Annotated in this window: 17 protein-coding genes and 1 tRNA gene; 7 read left to right on the top strand and 11 right to left on the bottom strand. The window is 63.6% G+C overall.

From position 1 onward, the window contains the following. Nucleotides 1-36 precede the first annotated feature (36 nt). Complete coding sequence (locus ACG873_RS21940; protein WP_394887588.1) at nucleotides 37-201, top strand: hypothetical protein; 165 nt, start codon at nucleotides 37-39, stop codon at nucleotides 199-201. On the opposite strand, the gene ACG873_RS21935 is transcribed toward ACG873_RS21940, so the two are convergent. The 6 genes from ACG873_RS21935 to tkt form a co-directional block, all read right to left on the bottom strand. Beyond that, nucleotides 181-924, bottom strand: a complete 744-nt coding sequence (locus tag ACG873_RS21935) for an SGNH/GDSL hydrolase family protein (RefSeq protein WP_394887586.1) — start codon at nucleotides 922-924, stop codon at nucleotides 181-183. The genes ACG873_RS21940 and ACG873_RS21935 overlap by 21 nt on opposite strands. 38 nt (nucleotides 925-962) lie before the next feature. Continuing rightward, nucleotides 963-1,853: a fructose bisphosphate aldolase gene (locus ACG873_RS21930; RefSeq protein ID WP_394887584.1), complete on the bottom strand. Its 891-nt coding sequence runs from the start codon at nucleotides 1,851-1,853 to the stop codon at nucleotides 963-965. A gap of 168 nt (nucleotides 1,854-2,021) precedes the next feature. Then, the gene (locus ACG873_RS21925; RefSeq protein WP_394887582.1) at nucleotides 2,022-3,218 is read right to left on the bottom strand and encodes a phosphoglycerate kinase; all 1,197 of its coding nucleotides are present in this window, start codon (nucleotides 3,216-3,218) and stop codon (nucleotides 2,022-2,024) included. Between the two features lie 61 nt (nucleotides 3,219-3,279). Further along, nucleotides 3,280-5,151, bottom strand: a complete 1,872-nt coding sequence (locus ACG873_RS21920; RefSeq protein ID WP_394887580.1) for a potassium/proton antiporter — start codon at nucleotides 5,149-5,151, stop codon at nucleotides 3,280-3,282. A gap of 176 nt (nucleotides 5,152-5,327) precedes the next feature. Further along, nucleotides 5,328-6,338, bottom strand: coding sequence for a type I glyceraldehyde-3-phosphate dehydrogenase (gap, locus tag ACG873_RS21915; RefSeq protein WP_394887578.1), 1,011 nt, complete (start codon nucleotides 6,336-6,338; stop codon nucleotides 5,328-5,330). 67 nt (nucleotides 6,339-6,405) lie between these two features. Further along, complete coding sequence (gene tkt / locus ACG873_RS21910) at nucleotides 6,406-8,403, bottom strand: transketolase (protein ID WP_394893643.1); 1,998 nt, start codon at nucleotides 8,401-8,403, stop codon at nucleotides 6,406-6,408. A 270-nt stretch (nucleotides 8,404-8,673) separates the two neighbouring features. Here tkt and ACG873_RS21905 point away from each other — a divergent pair, with 270 nt between their 5' ends. After that, nucleotides 8,674-8,946: a DUF4164 domain-containing protein gene (locus ACG873_RS21905; RefSeq protein WP_394887576.1), complete on the top strand. Its 273-nt coding sequence runs from the start codon at nucleotides 8,674-8,676 to the stop codon at nucleotides 8,944-8,946. 4 nt (nucleotides 8,947-8,950) lie between these two features. Beyond that, a complete protein-coding gene (locus tag ACG873_RS21900; protein WP_394887574.1) occupies nucleotides 8,951-9,316 on the top strand; it encodes a cell division protein ZapA in 366 nt (121 codons plus the stop codon). A 299-nt stretch (nucleotides 9,317-9,615) separates the two neighbouring features. Here the strand turns inward: ACG873_RS21900 and rpoH are convergent, their stop codons facing one another. Next, nucleotides 9,616-10,527 carry an RNA polymerase sigma factor RpoH gene (rpoH, locus tag ACG873_RS21895; protein ID WP_394887572.1) on the bottom strand — a complete coding sequence of 304 codons (912 nt, stop codon included), beginning with the start codon at nucleotides 10,525-10,527 and terminating at the stop codon, nucleotides 9,616-9,618. A 185-nt stretch (nucleotides 10,528-10,712) separates the two neighbouring features. Beyond that, the gene (locus ACG873_RS21890; RefSeq protein WP_394887571.1) at nucleotides 10,713-11,741 is read right to left on the bottom strand and encodes an RluA family pseudouridine synthase; all 1,029 of its coding nucleotides are present in this window, start codon (nucleotides 11,739-11,741) and stop codon (nucleotides 10,713-10,715) included. A 27-nt stretch (nucleotides 11,742-11,768) separates the two neighbouring features. Here ACG873_RS21890 and ACG873_RS21885 point away from each other — a divergent pair, with 27 nt between their 5' ends. From ACG873_RS21885 to ACG873_RS21875, 3 genes are all read left to right on the top strand, one after another. Next, nucleotides 11,769-12,158, top strand: a complete 390-nt coding sequence (locus tag ACG873_RS21885; protein WP_394887569.1) for a fimbrial protein — start codon at nucleotides 11,769-11,771, stop codon at nucleotides 12,156-12,158. An 8-nt stretch (nucleotides 12,159-12,166) separates the two neighbouring features. Further along, the gene (locus tag ACG873_RS21880; protein WP_394887567.1) at nucleotides 12,167-12,571 is read left to right on the top strand and encodes a VOC family protein; all 405 of its coding nucleotides are present in this window, start codon (nucleotides 12,167-12,169) and stop codon (nucleotides 12,569-12,571) included. A 134-nt stretch (nucleotides 12,572-12,705) separates the two neighbouring features. After that, a tRNA-Glu gene (locus ACG873_RS21875) sits at nucleotides 12,706-12,780 on the top strand. A 7-nt stretch (nucleotides 12,781-12,787) separates the two neighbouring features. Here ACG873_RS21875 and ACG873_RS21870 read toward each other — a convergent pair. From ACG873_RS21870 to ACG873_RS21860, 3 genes are read right to left on the bottom strand one after another with little or no spacing between them, the layout of a single operon-like run. After that, nucleotides 12,788-13,897, bottom strand: a complete 1,110-nt coding sequence (locus tag ACG873_RS21870) for a tyrosine-type recombinase/integrase (RefSeq protein ID WP_394887565.1) — start codon at nucleotides 13,895-13,897, stop codon at nucleotides 12,788-12,790. Next, nucleotides 13,894-14,079, bottom strand: coding sequence for a hypothetical protein (locus tag ACG873_RS21865; RefSeq protein ID WP_394887564.1), 186 nt, complete (start codon nucleotides 14,077-14,079; stop codon nucleotides 13,894-13,896). The genes ACG873_RS21870 and ACG873_RS21865 overlap by 4 nt, the downstream gene beginning before the upstream one ends. 7 nt (nucleotides 14,080-14,086) lie before the next feature. Next, nucleotides 14,087-14,260 (bottom strand): Arc family DNA-binding protein, encoded by a 174-nt coding sequence (locus ACG873_RS21860; RefSeq protein WP_394887562.1) that lies wholly within the window; start codon nucleotides 14,258-14,260, stop codon nucleotides 14,087-14,089. An 88-nt stretch (nucleotides 14,261-14,348) separates the two neighbouring features. Between ACG873_RS21860 and ACG873_RS21855 the strand changes: the two genes are divergently transcribed. Next, on the top strand, nucleotides 14,349-14,741 hold the full coding sequence (locus ACG873_RS21855) for an Arc family DNA-binding protein (protein ID WP_394887560.1): 393 nt from the start codon (nucleotides 14,349-14,351) through the stop codon (nucleotides 14,739-14,741). The last annotated feature ends 358 nt before the right edge of the window (nucleotides 14,742-15,099 follow it).

The raw sequence follows: 15,099 nt of genomic DNA, 5'->3' as shown, positions 1-15,099 counted from the left end.
CTTTGACAGAGTGCTGCGTTCCTGCTCAAACGCCGCATGTCCAAAGCCCTGTCGCTCGTCATCGTCGCCATGATGGTCATCCAGATCATCAAGCCGCTCGGCCTGCCGGGCCTGCGGCACAGGCGCGATTTCTGGAAGCTGGCGGTCGTCGCGCTGGGGGCGATCTCGCTGACGGTTCTCTTAAGCCACGGGCAGGGCTGAATTTTCAGCCTCGCCGAGCACCAGGTCGGCCAGATGCTCGGCCCAGGCGCGGTAGCCTGCTTCCGAGGCATGGAAGCCGTCGGTCGAGAAGCCAAGCTGAGGATCGAGGATCGGCAGGCGCGCGGATGGTACCGCGCCGCGCTCCAGGCACAAGCGCTCGCCCAGCCCGTTGATCGCCTGCGCCCGGATTTCGAGGATGCGCCCAAGCAGCGGCGGCAGCGCCGGGACGCGGGTGAACTCGACCACCGGCGACCAGACGACACGCGCCTCCGGCCATTTGGCGCGAAGGGCATAAAGAAGACCGCCGAACTCCTTCTTGAAGCGCGGAAGCGAATGGAAGTTCTTGGTGTCGTTGGTGCCGATGGACAGCACGATATGCGTCCACGGTTCTGCCGAAAGGTTCGGCAGGACGTGATCGCGGATCTGCCCGGAGGTCGCCGAATTGAAACCAGCCGCGCGCCAGCGGACGGCTCGGCCGGTGCGCTTGGAGAGGATCAGAGCAAGCTGCGCGGCAAGGCCGTTTTCGGAATGGCCGATGCCGACCGAGGCGGCAGAGGAATCGCCGAGCACCAGAAGCGAAAGCGGCGGCTCGCCGCCCGCGATGGCGTGGAGCACAGGCCCCTTTGCCGGGAACATGCGCTCGGTGCGCCGGCGCACGCCGATGCCCTGCCAGACATAGACCGGGAATGCGAACCAGGTGAGGAGAGTGGCGATGCGCGACATTGGAGCTGTCGTTCCCCCTAAGCCGCCGCGGGTACCAGTCAGCCGGCGCGGGATGCTTCGAAAATGCTGTCGATCGCCGAAGCCAGCGCGGCGTTGAATTGCTGATCGCTCTGGCCCGCCGACAGACCCTCGGTCAATGCGCGCGAAAAGCTCGCGATCATGCCCTTGTTCTGCGCGAGCTTTTCATTCGCTTCATCGCGGGAGTAGCCACCGGAGAGAGCGACCACGCGCATGACGCGCGGATCGTCGATCAGCGGCTTGTAGAGGTTGGCTTTCGTCGGCAGCGTCAACTTCAGCATGATCTGCTTGCCGGCCGGCACGCTGTCGAGCTGCTTCGTGATTTCCTTAAGCAGGATGTCTTCCGCTTCCGCCTTGTCCGGGATCGAGATCGTGACTTCCGGCTCGATGATCGGGACGAGGCCGTGAGACAGTATCTGCTTGCCGACTTCGAACTGCTGGTCGACGACGGCAGCGATGCCTTTCGGGTTCGCCGCGTCGATCACCGAACGCATCTTGGTGCCAAATACTCCCTTCGCGACGGCGCGTTTCAGGAGCGCGTCGAGATCCGGCATGGGCTTCATCAGCTTCACCCCGTCCTTCGCGTCCGCCAGCCCCTTGTCGACTTTCAGGAACGGCACCACGCCGCGCTTTTCCCATAGATATTGCGCCGTCGGCGTGCCGTCGATGTCGCGATCCATGGTCTGCTCGAACAGGATCGCGCCCATCACCTTGTCGCCGGTGAAGGTGGGTGACTTGATGATCCGCGTGCGCATCTGGTGAACGAGGTCGAACATCTCCGCTTCATTCGACCAGGCGCTTTCATCGACGCCGTAAAGCTTGAGCGCTTTCGGTGTAGAGCCGCCCGACTGATCGAGCGCTGCAATGAAGCCGTCCTTGTTTGCGGCCTGCGCGGCCATTTCCTTGTTCATCTCATCACTCTCCTGATTGTCTGCCCGGGCGATTATCAGAAGATTTTTTGCGATGGAATGCCAGCAAAAACCTGAATCGATTGAAAGATATCACTTGCGGTGTGGAAGTGTTTCATCCGCCCCGAGAAGAAGCCGAATGCATTCGGGTCCACCTGGCTGCAAAGTGCTCTACGCCTTGAGCACATCCACTCCCGGCAGGTCCTTGCCTTCCATCCATTCGAGAAATGCGCCGCCCGCGGTGGAAACATAGGTGAAATCGTCGGCCGCGCCCGCATGGTTGAGCGCCGAGACCGTATCGCCTCCGCCGGCCACGGAAATCAGCTTGCCCTCGCGGGTGCGCTCTGCTGCGTGTTTGGCTGCGGCAACGGTCGCGGCATCGAAGGGCTCGATCTCGAACGCGCCGAGCGGTCCGTTCCAGACCAGCGTCGCCGCGCGGTCGATCCACTGGTTTACCGTCTCTACGGTTTTGGGACCGACGTCGAGGATCATGGCATCCACGGGCACGGCGTCGATCGCCACCGTCTCGTTGGCCGCGCCCGCCTTGAATTCGCGGGCGACGACGCCGTCGGACGGCAGGATGATGGCGCAGCCGGCGCTCGCCGCCTCGATCATGATCTGGCGCGCCGTCGGGGCCAGGTCGTGCTCGCAAAGCGACTTGCCGACGCTTTCGCCGCGCGCGGCGAGGAAGGTGTTGGCCATGCCGCCGCCGATCACCAGCGCGTCGACCTTTTTCACCAGGTTCATCAGGAGATCGAGCTTGCTCGATACCTTGGCGCCGCCGACGATGGCGACCACCGGGCGGGCGGGGTTGCCGAGGCCCTTTTCCAGCGCCTGCAGTTCCGCCTCCATCGTGCGCCCGGCATAGGCCGGCAGCAGGTGGGCGAGGCCTTCGGTCGAGGCATGCGCGCGGTGCGCGGCCGAGAAGGCATCGTTGACGTAGATGTCGCCATTGGCGGCGAGCGCCTTGGCGAAGGCCGGATCGTTCTTCTCCTCGCCCTTGTGGAAGCGCGTATTTTCCAGGAGCAGGATGTCGCCGTCCTTCATCGCGGATACGGCGTCCGCGGCTTCCTTGCCGACGCAATCGGCGGCGAAGGCGACCGGGCGGCCGATCATCGCGGAAACGGCGTTCGCCACCGGGTCGAGCGAGAAGACCGGATCCGGGCCGTCCTTCGGCCGGCCGAAATGTGCCAGCAGGATGACCTTGGCGCCCTTGTCCGACAGTTCGGTGAGGGTCGGCATGATCCGCTCGATGCGGGTGAAGTCGCTGATCTTGCCGTCGGAGACGGGCACATTCAAATCGACGCGGACCAGGACGCGCTTGCCCTTCGCATTGCCAATATCGTCGAGCGTCCTGAAACCGGCCATTACACCACCTTTGAACTTAATTTGCCGCAGCCTATCGCGCCGAACGGCGGATGCAATGAGTTCAATGGCCGCGGCTGTTGTAGGAATCGGGCGTCTCGGCATCGGCGGCCGGCGCCGATGCGACACCGCGTTTCTTAAGCCTGGCGAAAAGACTGCGCAACCGGTCGCCGATTTCACTGGCGCTCAGGAAGGCGGGGATCGGCGGCGCCGGCGGGGCCGGCTCCAGCGACACGCCGACGGAAATGATGCGGCCCTTCTCGTCGACCTCGCGCACGATCAGCTCGATCGGCCCGATGGTGACCCGATCGGCATATTCGGCGCGTCCGCCGAGCCGGGAGAGAATCAGCTGGCCGATGGTCATAGCGGTTTCGGCCTCGATCAGGCCCGTTCCGTAAGCTGCTTCGAGGTCCGCGGCCGGACGGGTCGGGTCCACGGCGAAGGCGCCGAAGAAATCGGCGTCCTCCGGATCGACTTCGGTCCGGCTGGCGAACAGCCGGTCGAGCAGACGCGGATAGCGGTCGGGCACGAAGATGTAGACATGATCGCCGGCAAGCAACCGGCCGGCGTCCTGGTACTTGATCGACCGGCCTTCGCGCACCACCAGGGAGGGGCGCGCCCAGCGGGGAATGCGCTGGCCGCGCGCCACCGGGCTGCCAGGCACGATCGTATAGGCGAGGAGTTCGTGATGGGCTGAGCCGGGGAGCTCCAGCTCCACCTTTTCCAGCGGGCCGAGCCGCGCCGGCACGATCAGCCCCAGGCGGCGGGCCAGCGGGCCGACAGTCCAGCCCTGGATCACCAGCGAAACGAGCACCACGATGAAGGCGATGTTGAAGATATCGCGGCCATTTTCCAGCCCGCCGAGTATCGGCGTGATGGCGAGCAGGATCGACACAGCGCCGCGCAGGCCCACCCAGGAGATGAACGCCGTCTCCTGGCGCGGCATGTTGAAGGGCAGCAGGCAGATCCAGACCGCCAGCGGGCGGGCGACGAAGATCAGGAACAGGCCGAGCACGAAGGCGACTGCCAGGATCTCGGGAAATTGCGACGGCGTCGCGAACAGGCCGAGCACCAGGAACATGATGATCTGGGCCAGCCAGGACATGCCGGCCTGGAAGCGCCTCAGCACCGACACCGCGCGTATATCGGAATTGCCGGCGACGAGCCCCGCCAGATAGACCGCGAGAAAGCCCGACCCGTGGATCGCGCCGGCGGCGGCGAACACTATCAGCGACAGGGTCAAGACGAAGATCGGCAGCAGCGCCTGGTCGAGATTGAGCCGTTCGACCAGGCGCACGATCAGGAAGCCGCCGATCAGTCCCGCCGCCGCGCCAAGCCCCATATGCACGACGAAGCCGATAACGAGGTCGATGAACAGGAGTTCGGCATTGGGGTTTGCGCCCGCGGCGATGATCTCGACCAGTGTGATGGTCAGGAAGATGGCGATCGGATCGTTGGTGCCGGACTCGATTTCGAGCGTAGAGCGGACGCGTTCGCGCAAATTGACGTTGCCGGCGCGCAGCAGGAAGAACACGGCCGCCGCGTCGGTCGAGGCGACGGCCGCTCCCAGCAGGAAGCTTTCCAGCCAGGTGAAGTCGGTCATGTAGAAGGCGACGACGCCGAATATGCCGGCCGTCACCAGCACGCCGATTGTCGCGAGCGACAGGGCCGGCAGCGCTGCCTGGCGGAGCACGTTGAGCGGAGTGCCGAAGCCCGAATCGAACAGGATGACCGCCAGCGCCAGCGAGCCGACGAAATAGGCGAACTGCGCGTTGTCGAACTGGATGCCGAGGCCGTCGACGCCCGAGGCCAAGCCGATGCCGAGAAAGAGCAGAAGCAGCGGGGCGCCGAACCGGAAGGCGATCAGGCTCGAAAACGCAGCGGCCAGCACAAGAGCAGCACCGACCAGCGTAACGAGATAGATCGACTGCTCCATTCAACCCCTTCCCCTCTGCGTGTTCTCCTGCTTAACGCAGAGTGCGGCGAAGGTAAGGTGGCGCGCAAGAAAATTGCATGATTATCATGGCTCTGCGCCGCATTTGCCGCAGCCCCTAAACAAAAAACGCCCGGACGATGCCGGGCGTTTTGATCGTGTGAATTTCGAACCCGGCGTCAGGCGATGACCTTGCCGAACGCGGCGGCGGTGTCGGCCATGCGGTTCGAGAAGCCCCATTCATTGTCGTACCAGGACATGACGCGCACGAGGTTGCCCTCGATCACCTTGGTCTGGTCGAGCGCGAAGGTCGAGGATGCCGGGTTGTGGTTCATGTCGATCGAAACCAGCGGCTCGTTGGTGTAGGCGAGGATGCCTTTCAGCGGGCCGTTGGCGGCGGCGACGAGAATCTCGTTGACCTCTTCCACCGTGACGTTGCGCTTGGCGACGAATTTGAAATCGATCACCGAGACGTTCGGCACCGGCACGCGGATCGAGACGCCGTCGAGCTTGCCCTTCAGTTCCGGCAGCACCAGGCCCACGGCCTTGGCTGCGCCGGTCGAGGTCGGGATCATCGACATCGCCGCGGCGCGGGCGCGGTAGAGGTCCTTGTGCATCGTGTCCAGTGTCGGCTGGTCGCCGGTATAGGCATGGATGGTCGTCATGAAGCCCTTTTCGATGCCGATGGCATTGTTGAGGACCATCGCCACGGGCGCCAGGCAGTTGGTGGTGCAGGAGGCGTTGGAGATCACCATGTGGTCTTTGGTGATCTTGTCGTGGTTGCAGCCGTAGACCACGGTCAGGTCGGCGCCGTCCGAAGGGGCGGAGACGATGACGCGCTTGGCCCCGGCGGCAAGATGCGCGGACGCCTTGTCCCTGGCGGTGAAGATGCCGGTGCATTCGAGCGCGATGTCGACGCCGAGATCCTTCCAGGGCAGCTGCGACGGGTCCTTCACCGCCAGCACCTTGAACTTCTCCTTGCCGACGCTGATCATGTCGCCGTGGACTTCCACGTCGCGCGGGAAGCGGCCATGGACGCTGTCATAGCGCAACAGATGAGCGTTGGTCTCGACCGGGCCGAGATCGTTGACGGCGACGACATCGATATCCGTGCGGCCGGATTCGTAGATGGCGCGCACGATGTTGCGGCCGATGCGGCCAAATCCGTTAATGGCAACTCTGACAGTCATGCTCGGTTCTCCTTGGGGGGCGAAAGTCGGTGCCGCGGGGCCAAGATCAACGCGCCCGTGGCAAAGATCAATGTGACTTCTTGTGCAGCCGCGCTTCCGCTGCCTTCACCGTCGCTTCGGCGGTGATGCCGAAATGCGGGTAGAGCTGCTCGATCGACCCGCTGGCGCCAAAGCCGGTCATGCCGATGAAGATGCCGTCCAGGCCGATGAAGCGATCCCAGCCGAGCCGGATCGCCGCTTCGATGGCGATCTTGACGGGCGCGTTGCCGATTATCGCGGCCTTGTAGTCGTCGCTCTGCTTCTCGAACAGTTCGAAGGCTGGCACCGACACGACGCGGGTTGGGTGGCCGTGCGCCTGCAATGCAGTGCGGGCAGCCAGTGCGATCTCGACCTCGGAGCCACTGGCGAAGATCGTCACCTGCGCATCGCCGTTGGCCGTCGCGAGTTCGTAGGCGCCATAGGCGCAGAGGTTCTCCTCGACAAACTCGGTGCGCACCGCCGAAAGGTTCTGGCGGGTAAGCGCAATGGTCGATGGCGTCTTCGCCGAGTCCAGCGCGAGCTGCCAGCATTCGGCGACTTCGGTCGCGTCGGCGGGGCGGAACACGGTGTGGTTCGGGATCGCGCGCAACGCCGCCAACTGCTCTACCGGCTGATGCGTCGGGCCGTCCTCGCCGAGGCCGATCGAATCGTGGGTCATCACGAAGATCGAGCGTATGCCCATCAGCGAGGCCAGCCGCATGGCCGGGCGCGCATAGTCGGAAAAGACGAGAAACGTGCCCGAATAGGGGATGACGCCGCCATGCAGCGCCATGCCGTTCATCGCGGCGGCCATGCCATGCTCGCGGACGCCGTAGTGAACGTAGCGCTCGCCGTAGTTGCCGGCCGAAATCGGCTTGGTCTGGCTGGTCTTGGTGTTGTTGGAGCCGGTCAGGTCGGCTGAGCCGCCGATGGTTTCCGGCACAGCCGCGTTGATGACCTCCAGCGCCATTTCGCTCGATTTGCGGGTGGCGACCTTCGGCCTATCGCGGGCGAGCTTCTGCTTGTACTCCGCGATCATCCCGTCCAGGCCGCCGGGTAGTTCGCCGCGCATGCGGCGCTCGAATTCGGCGCGGATCTCGCCTTCGGCGGCGGCGAGGCGCTGTTCCCATTCCTTGCGCTTCCTGCCGGCATTGAGGCCGGACAGGCGCCATGCATCGAGGATGTCGGAAGGCACCTCGAACGCCGGGGCGGTCCAGCCCAGCGTTTTGCGCGTGGCCGCGATCTCTTCGGCACCGAGTGGCGAGCCATGCACCTTGTTGGTGCCAGCCTTGGTCGGTGCGCCGAAGCCGATTGTGGTCTTGCAGGCGATCAGCGTCGGGCGGTCGGAATGGCGGGCCAGTTCGATCGCGTCGGCTATGGCGTCCGGGTCATGGCCGTCGCAGCGCATGGTGTTCCAGCCGGAGGCGGCGAAACGCTCAAGCTGGTCGGTGGAATCGGCGAGGGATACGGGGCCGTCGATGGAGATGTTGTTGTCGTCCCAGAGCACGATCAGCTTCGACAGTTTCAAGTGTCCGGCAAGCGAGATCGCCTCCTGGCTTATGCCTTCCATAAGGCAGCCGTCGCCGGCGATCACATAGGTGTAGTGGTCGACCAGGGCGTCGCCGAAGCGCGCGTTGAGGATGCGCTCTGCGAGCGCCATGCCGACCGAATTGGCCAAGCCCTGGCCGAGCGGGCCGGTGGTGGTCTCGATGCCGGCGGCATGGCCGTATTCGGGATGGCCGGCGGTGCGCGAGCCGAGCTGGCGGAAGTTCTTGATCTCGTCGATCGTGATGTCTTCGTAGCCGGTCAGATAGAGCAGGGAGTAGAGCAGCATGGAGCCGTGGCCGGCCGACAGGATGAAGCGGTCGCGGTCCGGCCAGGACGGGTTCTTCGGGTCGTGCTTCATGAAGCGGGTGTAGAGCACCGTCGCCATGTCGGCCGCGCCCATAGGCAGGCCGGGATGGCCGGAATTCGCCTTTTCGACCGCGTCCATCGAAAGGAAGCGGATCGCATTGGCCATCCGGTCATGTTTTTCGCGCTGGTTCATCATGTGCTCGCTGCAGATTGAACGGCGGGGCAACAGCTGCGTCGTGTCCCCCGAAAAAGGCAGGCGACACATAGCAGGCGCGCCGCGTGAGTCAACAAAAGCGGCGCTCTTTCCGGCTGAACTCCGAACCCTTGCGGCGGGCCGTCGCGCGATAGCAGGGGACAGCCCGAATCACTTTGTTGACGGCTGCTTCACACGACGCCTAATGTTTCGGGGATAAATCGTTCTGAATGCGGACGATTCAGTGATGGGCGGGGTTGGACAGGAGCCATGACCGGGGAAACGACGCTCAAGGAAGTCATTAGCCGGCTCGGCAGGGCCATCGACGCGCTGGAACAAGGCGTCGCGGCCCGCCTCGAACACGAACAGGATTATTCCGAAGCCGAAGCCGAAGTGCAGCGCATGAACGCCGACCGCAGCCGGCTGGCGCAGGAACTCGACAATTCCGAGGCCCGCGCCGAGAGGCTGGAGGAGGCCAACAAGGAAGTTTCCCGGCGTCTCGTAACGGCCATGGAAACTATCCGCGCGGTTCTGGACAGGTGATCAGATGGCGCAAGTGACAGTCACGATCGACGGCAAAGCCTACCGCATGGCCTGCGACGAGGGCCAGGAAGAACATCTGATTGACCTCGCCCAGCGCTTCGACCGCTACGTTTCGCATTTGAAGGATTCCTTCGGCGAAATCGGCGACCAGCGGCTGACCGTGATGTCCGGGATCATGGTCATGGACGAGTTGGCCGAACTACAAAAGCGCGTCAAGGGTATGGAGAGCGAGATCATGACGCTCCGCAAGACCCGCGACGATGCGCTCATCAAGGCCGACAAGAACGACGCCGCACTCACCGGCGCGCTCAGCGGCCTGGCGCAGCGGATGGAAGACCTGGCGCTGAAGCTGGCGGTGCGGAAGGAGTAGCGAGGCGCGTTGTCCCTTCTCCCCTTGTGGGAGAAGGTGGCCGAGCGAAAGCGAGGTCGGATGAGGGGTGCTGGACGGAGTGCCAACGGCCGCAATTGCACAGCATTCGACAATGTCGTGCCCTGATTTCCCCGCCTCATTTCTTCCAACCCCTCATCCGTCTTGGTGCTGCGCACCAGTCCGCCTTCTCCCACAAGGGGAGAAGGGAGAGGCGCGACTGCCTCAGGCTCCAAACAAAAACCGCGCCGGCAAGCCGACGCGGTTTTTGCTTTCAGTTCATCTCGCCGAAGCGCCGGGGCTTACGCCGCCGGCTGGGCCTCGATGGTGCGCAGGGCCTGGGCCTGGCGCTTGGCCGCGGCTTTCACCGCATCCTGCACCTTCTCGAAGGCGCGCACCTCGATCTGGCGGACGCGCTCGCGGCTGATGTCGAACTCGCTCGACAACTCCTCGAGCGTCAGCGGCTCTTCCGACAGGCGACGGGCCTCGAAGATGCGCTTTTCGCGATCATTGAGGACCGACATCGCGCCGGCCAGCATCGAGCGGCGGTTTTCCAGCTCGTCCTGCTCGATCAGCACCGTTTCGGCGCTGTCGTGGTCGTCGACCAGCCAGTCCTGCCATTCGCCGGATTCGCCTTCGGTGGCGCGGATCGGCGCATTGAGCGAGGCATCGCCCGAGAGCCGGCGGTTCATCGAGACGACCTCGGCCTCGCTGACGTTAAGCCGGGTCGCGATCTCGGTGATCTGCTCCGGCTTAAGGTCGCCCTCGTCCAGCGCCTGGATCTTGCCCTTCACCTTGCGCAGGTTGAAGAACAGCCGTTTCTGGTTGGCGGTGGTGCCCATCTTCACGAGGCTCCACGAGCGCAGGATGTATTCCTGGATCGACGCCTTGATCCACCACATGGCGTAGGTCGCCAGCCGGAAGCCGCGCTCCGGTTCGAATTTCTTGACGGCCTGCATCAGGCCGACATTGCCCTCGGAAATGACCTCGCCGATCGGCAGTCCATAGCCGCGATAGCCCATGGCGATCTTGGCCACGAGGCGCAGATGGCTGGTCACGAGCTTGTGGGCCGCGCCTGTATCCTCATGCTCCTGATACCGCTTGGCGAGCATGTACTCTTCCTGCGGCTGAAGCATCGGAAAACGGCGGATTTCTTCCAGATAGCGGCTGAGGCCGCCTTCCCCGGAAACAATGCTTGGTAGTGTCTGGGCCATAAAGCACCCTCCTCTCGAATATTTGCCCCCTGAACAAGGCAGGCATATGGCGCGGTGGCGTTGCCGCCCGTCCGCGACAAACACCCTTATATAGGAACAAAACCGGAAAATCCAGTATTTGTTCAATCCTAAACAGTGTGTCACGCCAAAGTGAACAACGCCATTCAGGTTTTCTCAACCGAGGTTCAGAGATTCCGAAAGCCGGCGACGAGCTCTTCCATGTCGGCCGGCAACGGCGCCTCGAAGCGCATCAGCTCGCCCGAAACCGGATGGCGGAAGGCCAGAAGCCGCGCATGCAGCGCCTGGCGCGGAAAGGCATTGACCTGCGATCTGAGTGGTTCGGGCAGGCGGTTGGCCTTGCTGCGGAAGGCCGCGCCGTAGTCGGGATCGCCGATCACGGGGTGGCCAATATGGGCCATGTGCACGCGGATCTGATGCGTGCGGCCGGTTTCCAGGCGGCATTCGACCAGGGCGGATTTGGCGAATTCCTCCTGCTTTTCGCCGAAGCGCTCCAGCACGGCGTAGTGAGTTACGGCGTGGCGGGCGTCGTCGCGGCCTTCCGGCACCACCGCCCGTCGGGTCCTGTCGGAGGCGCGGCCGAGCGGCGCGTCAATCGTGCCGGCCCTGCGCTGCGGGATGTTCCAGACCAGCGCCATATAGGCCCGTTCGAGGTCGCCGGCCCGCCCGTGATCGGCGAAGGCTTCCGACAGCGCCTGGTGCGCGCGGTCAGTCTTGGCAACGACCATGACGCCGCTGGTGTCTTTGTCGAGGCGGTGCACGATGCCCGGCCGCTTGACGCCGCCTATGCCCGAAAGGCTGTCGCTGCAATGGTGGATCAGTGCGTTGACGAGCGTACCGGTCCAGTTGCCGGCGCCGGGATGCACCACAAGGCCCGGCGGCTTGTTGAGTACGATCAGCTGGTCGTCTTCGAAAAGTATGTCGAGCGGGATGTCTTCGCCGGCCGGCTCCGCCGGTTCCGGTTCGGGCAGCTCCAAGGATATGGCGTCGCCCGAGACCATCTTGCGCTTCGGCTCGCTGACGACCGCGCCGCCGACGCGAACCGCACCCTGCCTTATCAGCGTCTGGACGCGGTTGCGCGAAAAATCCGGCCCGAGAGCTGCCGCGAGCCACTGGTCGAGCCGCAGTCCTGCGGCGTCGGGGCCGGCCGTCAGCCCTTTCATTGCAGCGCCGGCTTCGCTATCAGGGTCGCTCATTGCAGACAATTCCAGGTTTTTCCCACTATGGCGCGGCCAGCGATTGACGATAACGAGGAAAAACCGCTCGACCCGGCCGTCGAGAAGGTGCGCCGCAAGCTCGTCCGCTTCGTAGCGATCAATCTCGGCCTGCTGTTCCTGGCCCTTATGGCGGTGCTGGCGGCGATTGTCTACAAAACCGGCGTGCCGAGCGAGGTCGCGGCCGTCGGCGGCAACGAGGCCGTGCCGTCTCCGGCCGAAAGTGGCGTGATCGCCGGCGACATCTTGCTTCCCGCCGGCGCGAGGCTCGTTTCGCATTCGCTGTCGGGAAACCGCATCACGCTGGATGCCGAGCTTGCCGGCGGCGGGCGGGCGATTTTCCTCTACGACATCGCCGAGCGCCGAATAATCGGCCGCTTCGATCTGAAATCCGAGTGAGCGGAACGATGGCAGAGACGCCTGCGCGAAAGATCGCCACAGTCGCGCTGGTCGTGGCCGATTACGACGAAGCCATTGCCTGGTACACGCAGAAGCTCGGCTTCCGCCTCGTCCAGGACGTAGACCTCGGCGGTGGCAAGCGCTGGGTCACGGTCAGCCCCACCGCCGGCGCCGGCCCGCATCTGCTTCTCGCACGGGCCGATGGCGACGAGCAGCGCTCGCGCATCGGCAACCAGACCGGCGGCCGGGTTTTCTTGTTCCTTGAAACTGACGATTTCTCCCGCGACCACGAAGCCATGTTGGCGCGAAGCGTCGAGTTTCGCGAAGAACCGCGCCGTGAGGCTTATGGTACGGTCGCGGTTTTCGCCGATCTCTACGGCAATCTCTGGGATCTGATCGAGCCGCGTCGCTAGAGCGCCGCGCATCCCTTCGTGCGCGTAAGGGGCTCTATGACATGAATCCGCACGTACGCTTGCGGTCGCTGCCTATGGCTCGCGAATCGCGGTTGCATTTTTCCGGCCGCCGGATTATACGCGCCGAACTGTCAGCGCCCATCGTCTAGCGGTCAGGACACCGCCCTCTCACGGCGGGAACAGGGGTTCGATTCCCCTTGGGCGTACCACCATTTTCTAATCCCGCTTTACTTTCAAATCGTTGCGCCGACGAATGTCTAACCTTTCGACATGGTTGGACACACCTTGTTCCCTTTTCGCTCTCGCGACCTTCTCCATTCCGGAATCGCCTAGCCTGGCCCGGTTGAATTTCTTGACGTACTTGCGAGCCTCGTCGGGAGTTCGGTGACCGAGGAAGGACATGATCTCCAGTTCGGTCGCGCCGGCATCGGCGAGACGGGTCGCGCCGGCTTTCCGCAGCCCGTGCGAGGAGCAATTCGGGAGCCCTGCGGCGACGCATTGGTCCCTGAACCAGTTGCCGAACGTCGTGGCCTTGTAGGGTCGCGCGCCGGTGTGGGTCAGGAACAGCAATCGGTCAGACGGCAGCGGAGCCAGAACCTCGAGGAGCTCGCCTAGCATCGGCAGGTCGACGTCGCCGCCGGTCTTGCCGCGCCTGTAGGCGATGCGACCGTCCCGGACGCTCTGCCGGCCAAGACGGATGACGTCCTGCCGCGCGGCTCCGGTGTTGAGGATCAGGCGCAGCGCCAGCACCGCTTTCGATTCTATGCCGTGGTGCGCCTCGAACTGCAGGATCTCCTCCTCCGTCCATGTGTGATAGCCGTCAGGGTTCTCGGCATAGCGATCGGTCCCGACGGTCGGATCAGCGACAATGACGCCCTTGAGGATTGCGAAGCGGCAGAGTCTCCGCAGCAATTTCAGAAGGCGATTAGCGGCCGCAGGCGTGCCGCTCTTTTTGGCGATCAGCGCCTCGACATGTTCACGCCGAAGCATCTTCACCCGCTTCGAACCATGGTCGACTCGGAACCGGCCGAACTCGTGCAAGAGATTGCGCTTGCTGATTGGCGCCAGCTTTTGCCACTTCGGCAGGCGCATGTAGTGCTCAATCAGCCAGTTGAAGGTGCCGAATTCGGCCCGCGCCATCACTGGCAGCATGTCAGGCGATTTCTTGGACGCGGCCTCATATGCGGCGCGGAACTCGACAGACGCATATTCGCCGGTGATGTAGCAAGCGGGACGGCCCTTCATGCGGAAGCGCCAGCGAACCTTGCCGTGCTGGTCGACGACGCGGGTCAAGCCTGGGAACGGGTTGCGGGTCCGCTTTTTCATTGCAGCGTATCGTCCCATTCGTTGGGATAGCCGTTGACCGGATCACTCTCACCGCGGCGCGGCGTCATCACGATCTTGCCACTCGGCTCGATCTCGACGCGCCCGAGCTCCAAGCCGGCCGAACGCCACGCCTTCAGCGCGCGGGAGAGATCAGCCTGGCGGAATGGCGCTGGTCGGTTCATTCGAAACTCATGCCTCCGCGGGGGACGAATCGTGCTCGCGAGCCTTGGCCCTCATAGCGGCACGTATGGCGCGAACAATCTCGGAGGTTTGCGAACTGGCGTTCTCTTGCGCTTCCGCTTTGATGAACGCCTTGACATCTGGGGGAAGCCGGACAGGAACCTGAGGATCACCGCGGGCCATTGCTCGAACCTTCTAGGCTTGCTTCGTTGTTCACCCATAAAGCACGGGTCTTTATTGCGGTCAATAGTACGGTGCTTTATGGAGAGGCATGGCAAGGACGGATCCCCAGGTAAATCTCAGGTTCCCCGCTGAACTAAAGGAGCGGCTGGAGGCGCATGCTCGGCAAAACAAGCGATCGCTTACCGCTGAGATAGTTCGTCGGCTCGAACAGAGTTTCCATCTGGGCGAGATTTTGGCCGAGTCTGGCGAGATCGCAGAGTTGGCTGCCCGCGACGCGACGCACACAACTGCGGTTTTCAAGTGGATGCAGGAACAGCAGTCTGCGACCATCCGGCTGCTGGAGACGATCGCCAAGTCGGACGGTCATCTGAGCCCAACGTTCATGGATGCGCTGCGAACGATGATTGCCAACAAAGGCAGCAAGGACGCCGGCTTCCCTTTGCACCCAGGCGACGACAAGGAAGACAGCCCAGCCACATGAAAATGCCCAGCCACTTTCAGCCGGGCTCTTTTTGGCGCCGACGGTCCAGCTGCTCTGATCTGCGCCCTCACATCCGCGAGCACCACATATTTGTTTTCCCCCGCTCTCAGCCTGGCTAAACCATAGGAGAGGATCGCGGTAAGCTTGGCCCGGAGATCGGTAGCGACTTCAGGAGGCAACTGGTTCAAAAGTTCCTCGATGCTTCGGCGTGGCTTCTTGGCGGCTCCTGTCAATGCTGCGCCGGCGGGAAGGGATGCGACGAGCATCACGCCCCGGCCGCTGGAATGCGTAGTTCGTTGGCAATAGCCATGTATGGGCCGAGCGGAACGGTATCGAAGAGCGCGAGGAGATCCGACGT

This window comes from Allomesorhizobium aridi (genome assembly GCF_043769475.1).
Taxonomy (GTDB): domain Bacteria; phylum Pseudomonadota; class Alphaproteobacteria; order Rhizobiales; family Rhizobiaceae; genus Allomesorhizobium.
The sequence above is the reverse complement of the archived record's forward strand: the minus strand, read 5'-3'. Positions and strand labels throughout refer to the sequence as shown.

Coding starts and splice junctions, on each gene's coding strand:
- ACG873_RS21900 (WP_394887574.1), top strand. CDS start 8,951: ATGGCGCAAGTGACAGTCACGATCGACGGCAAAGCCTACCGCATGGCC.
- ACG873_RS21940 (WP_394887588.1), top strand. CDS start 37: ATGTCCAAAGCCCTGTCGCTCGTCATCGTCGCCATGATGGTCATCCAG.
- ACG873_RS21890 (WP_394887571.1), bottom strand. CDS start 11,741: ATGAGCGACCCTGATAGCGAAGCCGGCGCTGCAATGAAAGGGCTGACG.
- ACG873_RS21880 (WP_394887567.1), top strand. CDS start 12,167: ATGGCAGAGACGCCTGCGCGAAAGATCGCCACAGTCGCGCTGGTCGTG.
- ACG873_RS21855 (WP_394887560.1), top strand. CDS start 14,349: ATGGCAAGGACGGATCCCCAGGTAAATCTCAGGTTCCCCGCTGAACTA.
- ACG873_RS21860 (WP_394887562.1), bottom strand. CDS start 14,260: ATGGCCCGCGGTGATCCTCAGGTTCCTGTCCGGCTTCCCCCAGATGTC.
- ACG873_RS21935 (WP_394887586.1), bottom strand. CDS start 924: ATGTCGCGCATCGCCACTCTCCTCACCTGGTTCGCATTCCCGGTCTAT.
- rpoH (WP_394887572.1), bottom strand. CDS start 10,527: ATGGCCCAGACACTACCAAGCATTGTTTCCGGGGAAGGCGGCCTCAGC.
- gap (WP_394887578.1), bottom strand. CDS start 6,338: ATGACTGTCAGAGTTGCCATTAACGGATTTGGCCGCATCGGCCGCAAC.
- tkt (WP_394893643.1), bottom strand. CDS start 8,403: ATGAACCAGCGCGAAAAACATGACCGGATGGCCAATGCGATCCGCTTC.
- ACG873_RS21870 (WP_394887565.1), bottom strand. CDS start 13,897: ATGAAAAAGCGGACCCGCAACCCGTTCCCAGGCTTGACCCGCGTCGTC.
- ACG873_RS21865 (WP_394887564.1), bottom strand. CDS start 14,079: ATGAACCGACCAGCGCCATTCCGCCAGGCTGATCTCTCCCGCGCGCTG.
- ACG873_RS21920 (WP_394887580.1), bottom strand. CDS start 5,151: ATGGAGCAGTCGATCTATCTCGTTACGCTGGTCGGTGCTGCTCTTGTG.
- ACG873_RS21905 (WP_394887576.1), top strand. CDS start 8,674: ATGACCGGGGAAACGACGCTCAAGGAAGTCATTAGCCGGCTCGGCAGG.
- ACG873_RS21925 (WP_394887582.1), bottom strand. CDS start 3,218: ATGGCCGGTTTCAGGACGCTCGACGATATTGGCAATGCGAAGGGCAAG.
- ACG873_RS21930 (WP_394887584.1), bottom strand. CDS start 1,853: ATGAACAAGGAAATGGCCGCGCAGGCCGCAAACAAGGACGGCTTCATT.
- ACG873_RS21885 (WP_394887569.1), top strand. CDS start 11,769: ATGGCGCGGCCAGCGATTGACGATAACGAGGAAAAACCGCTCGACCCG.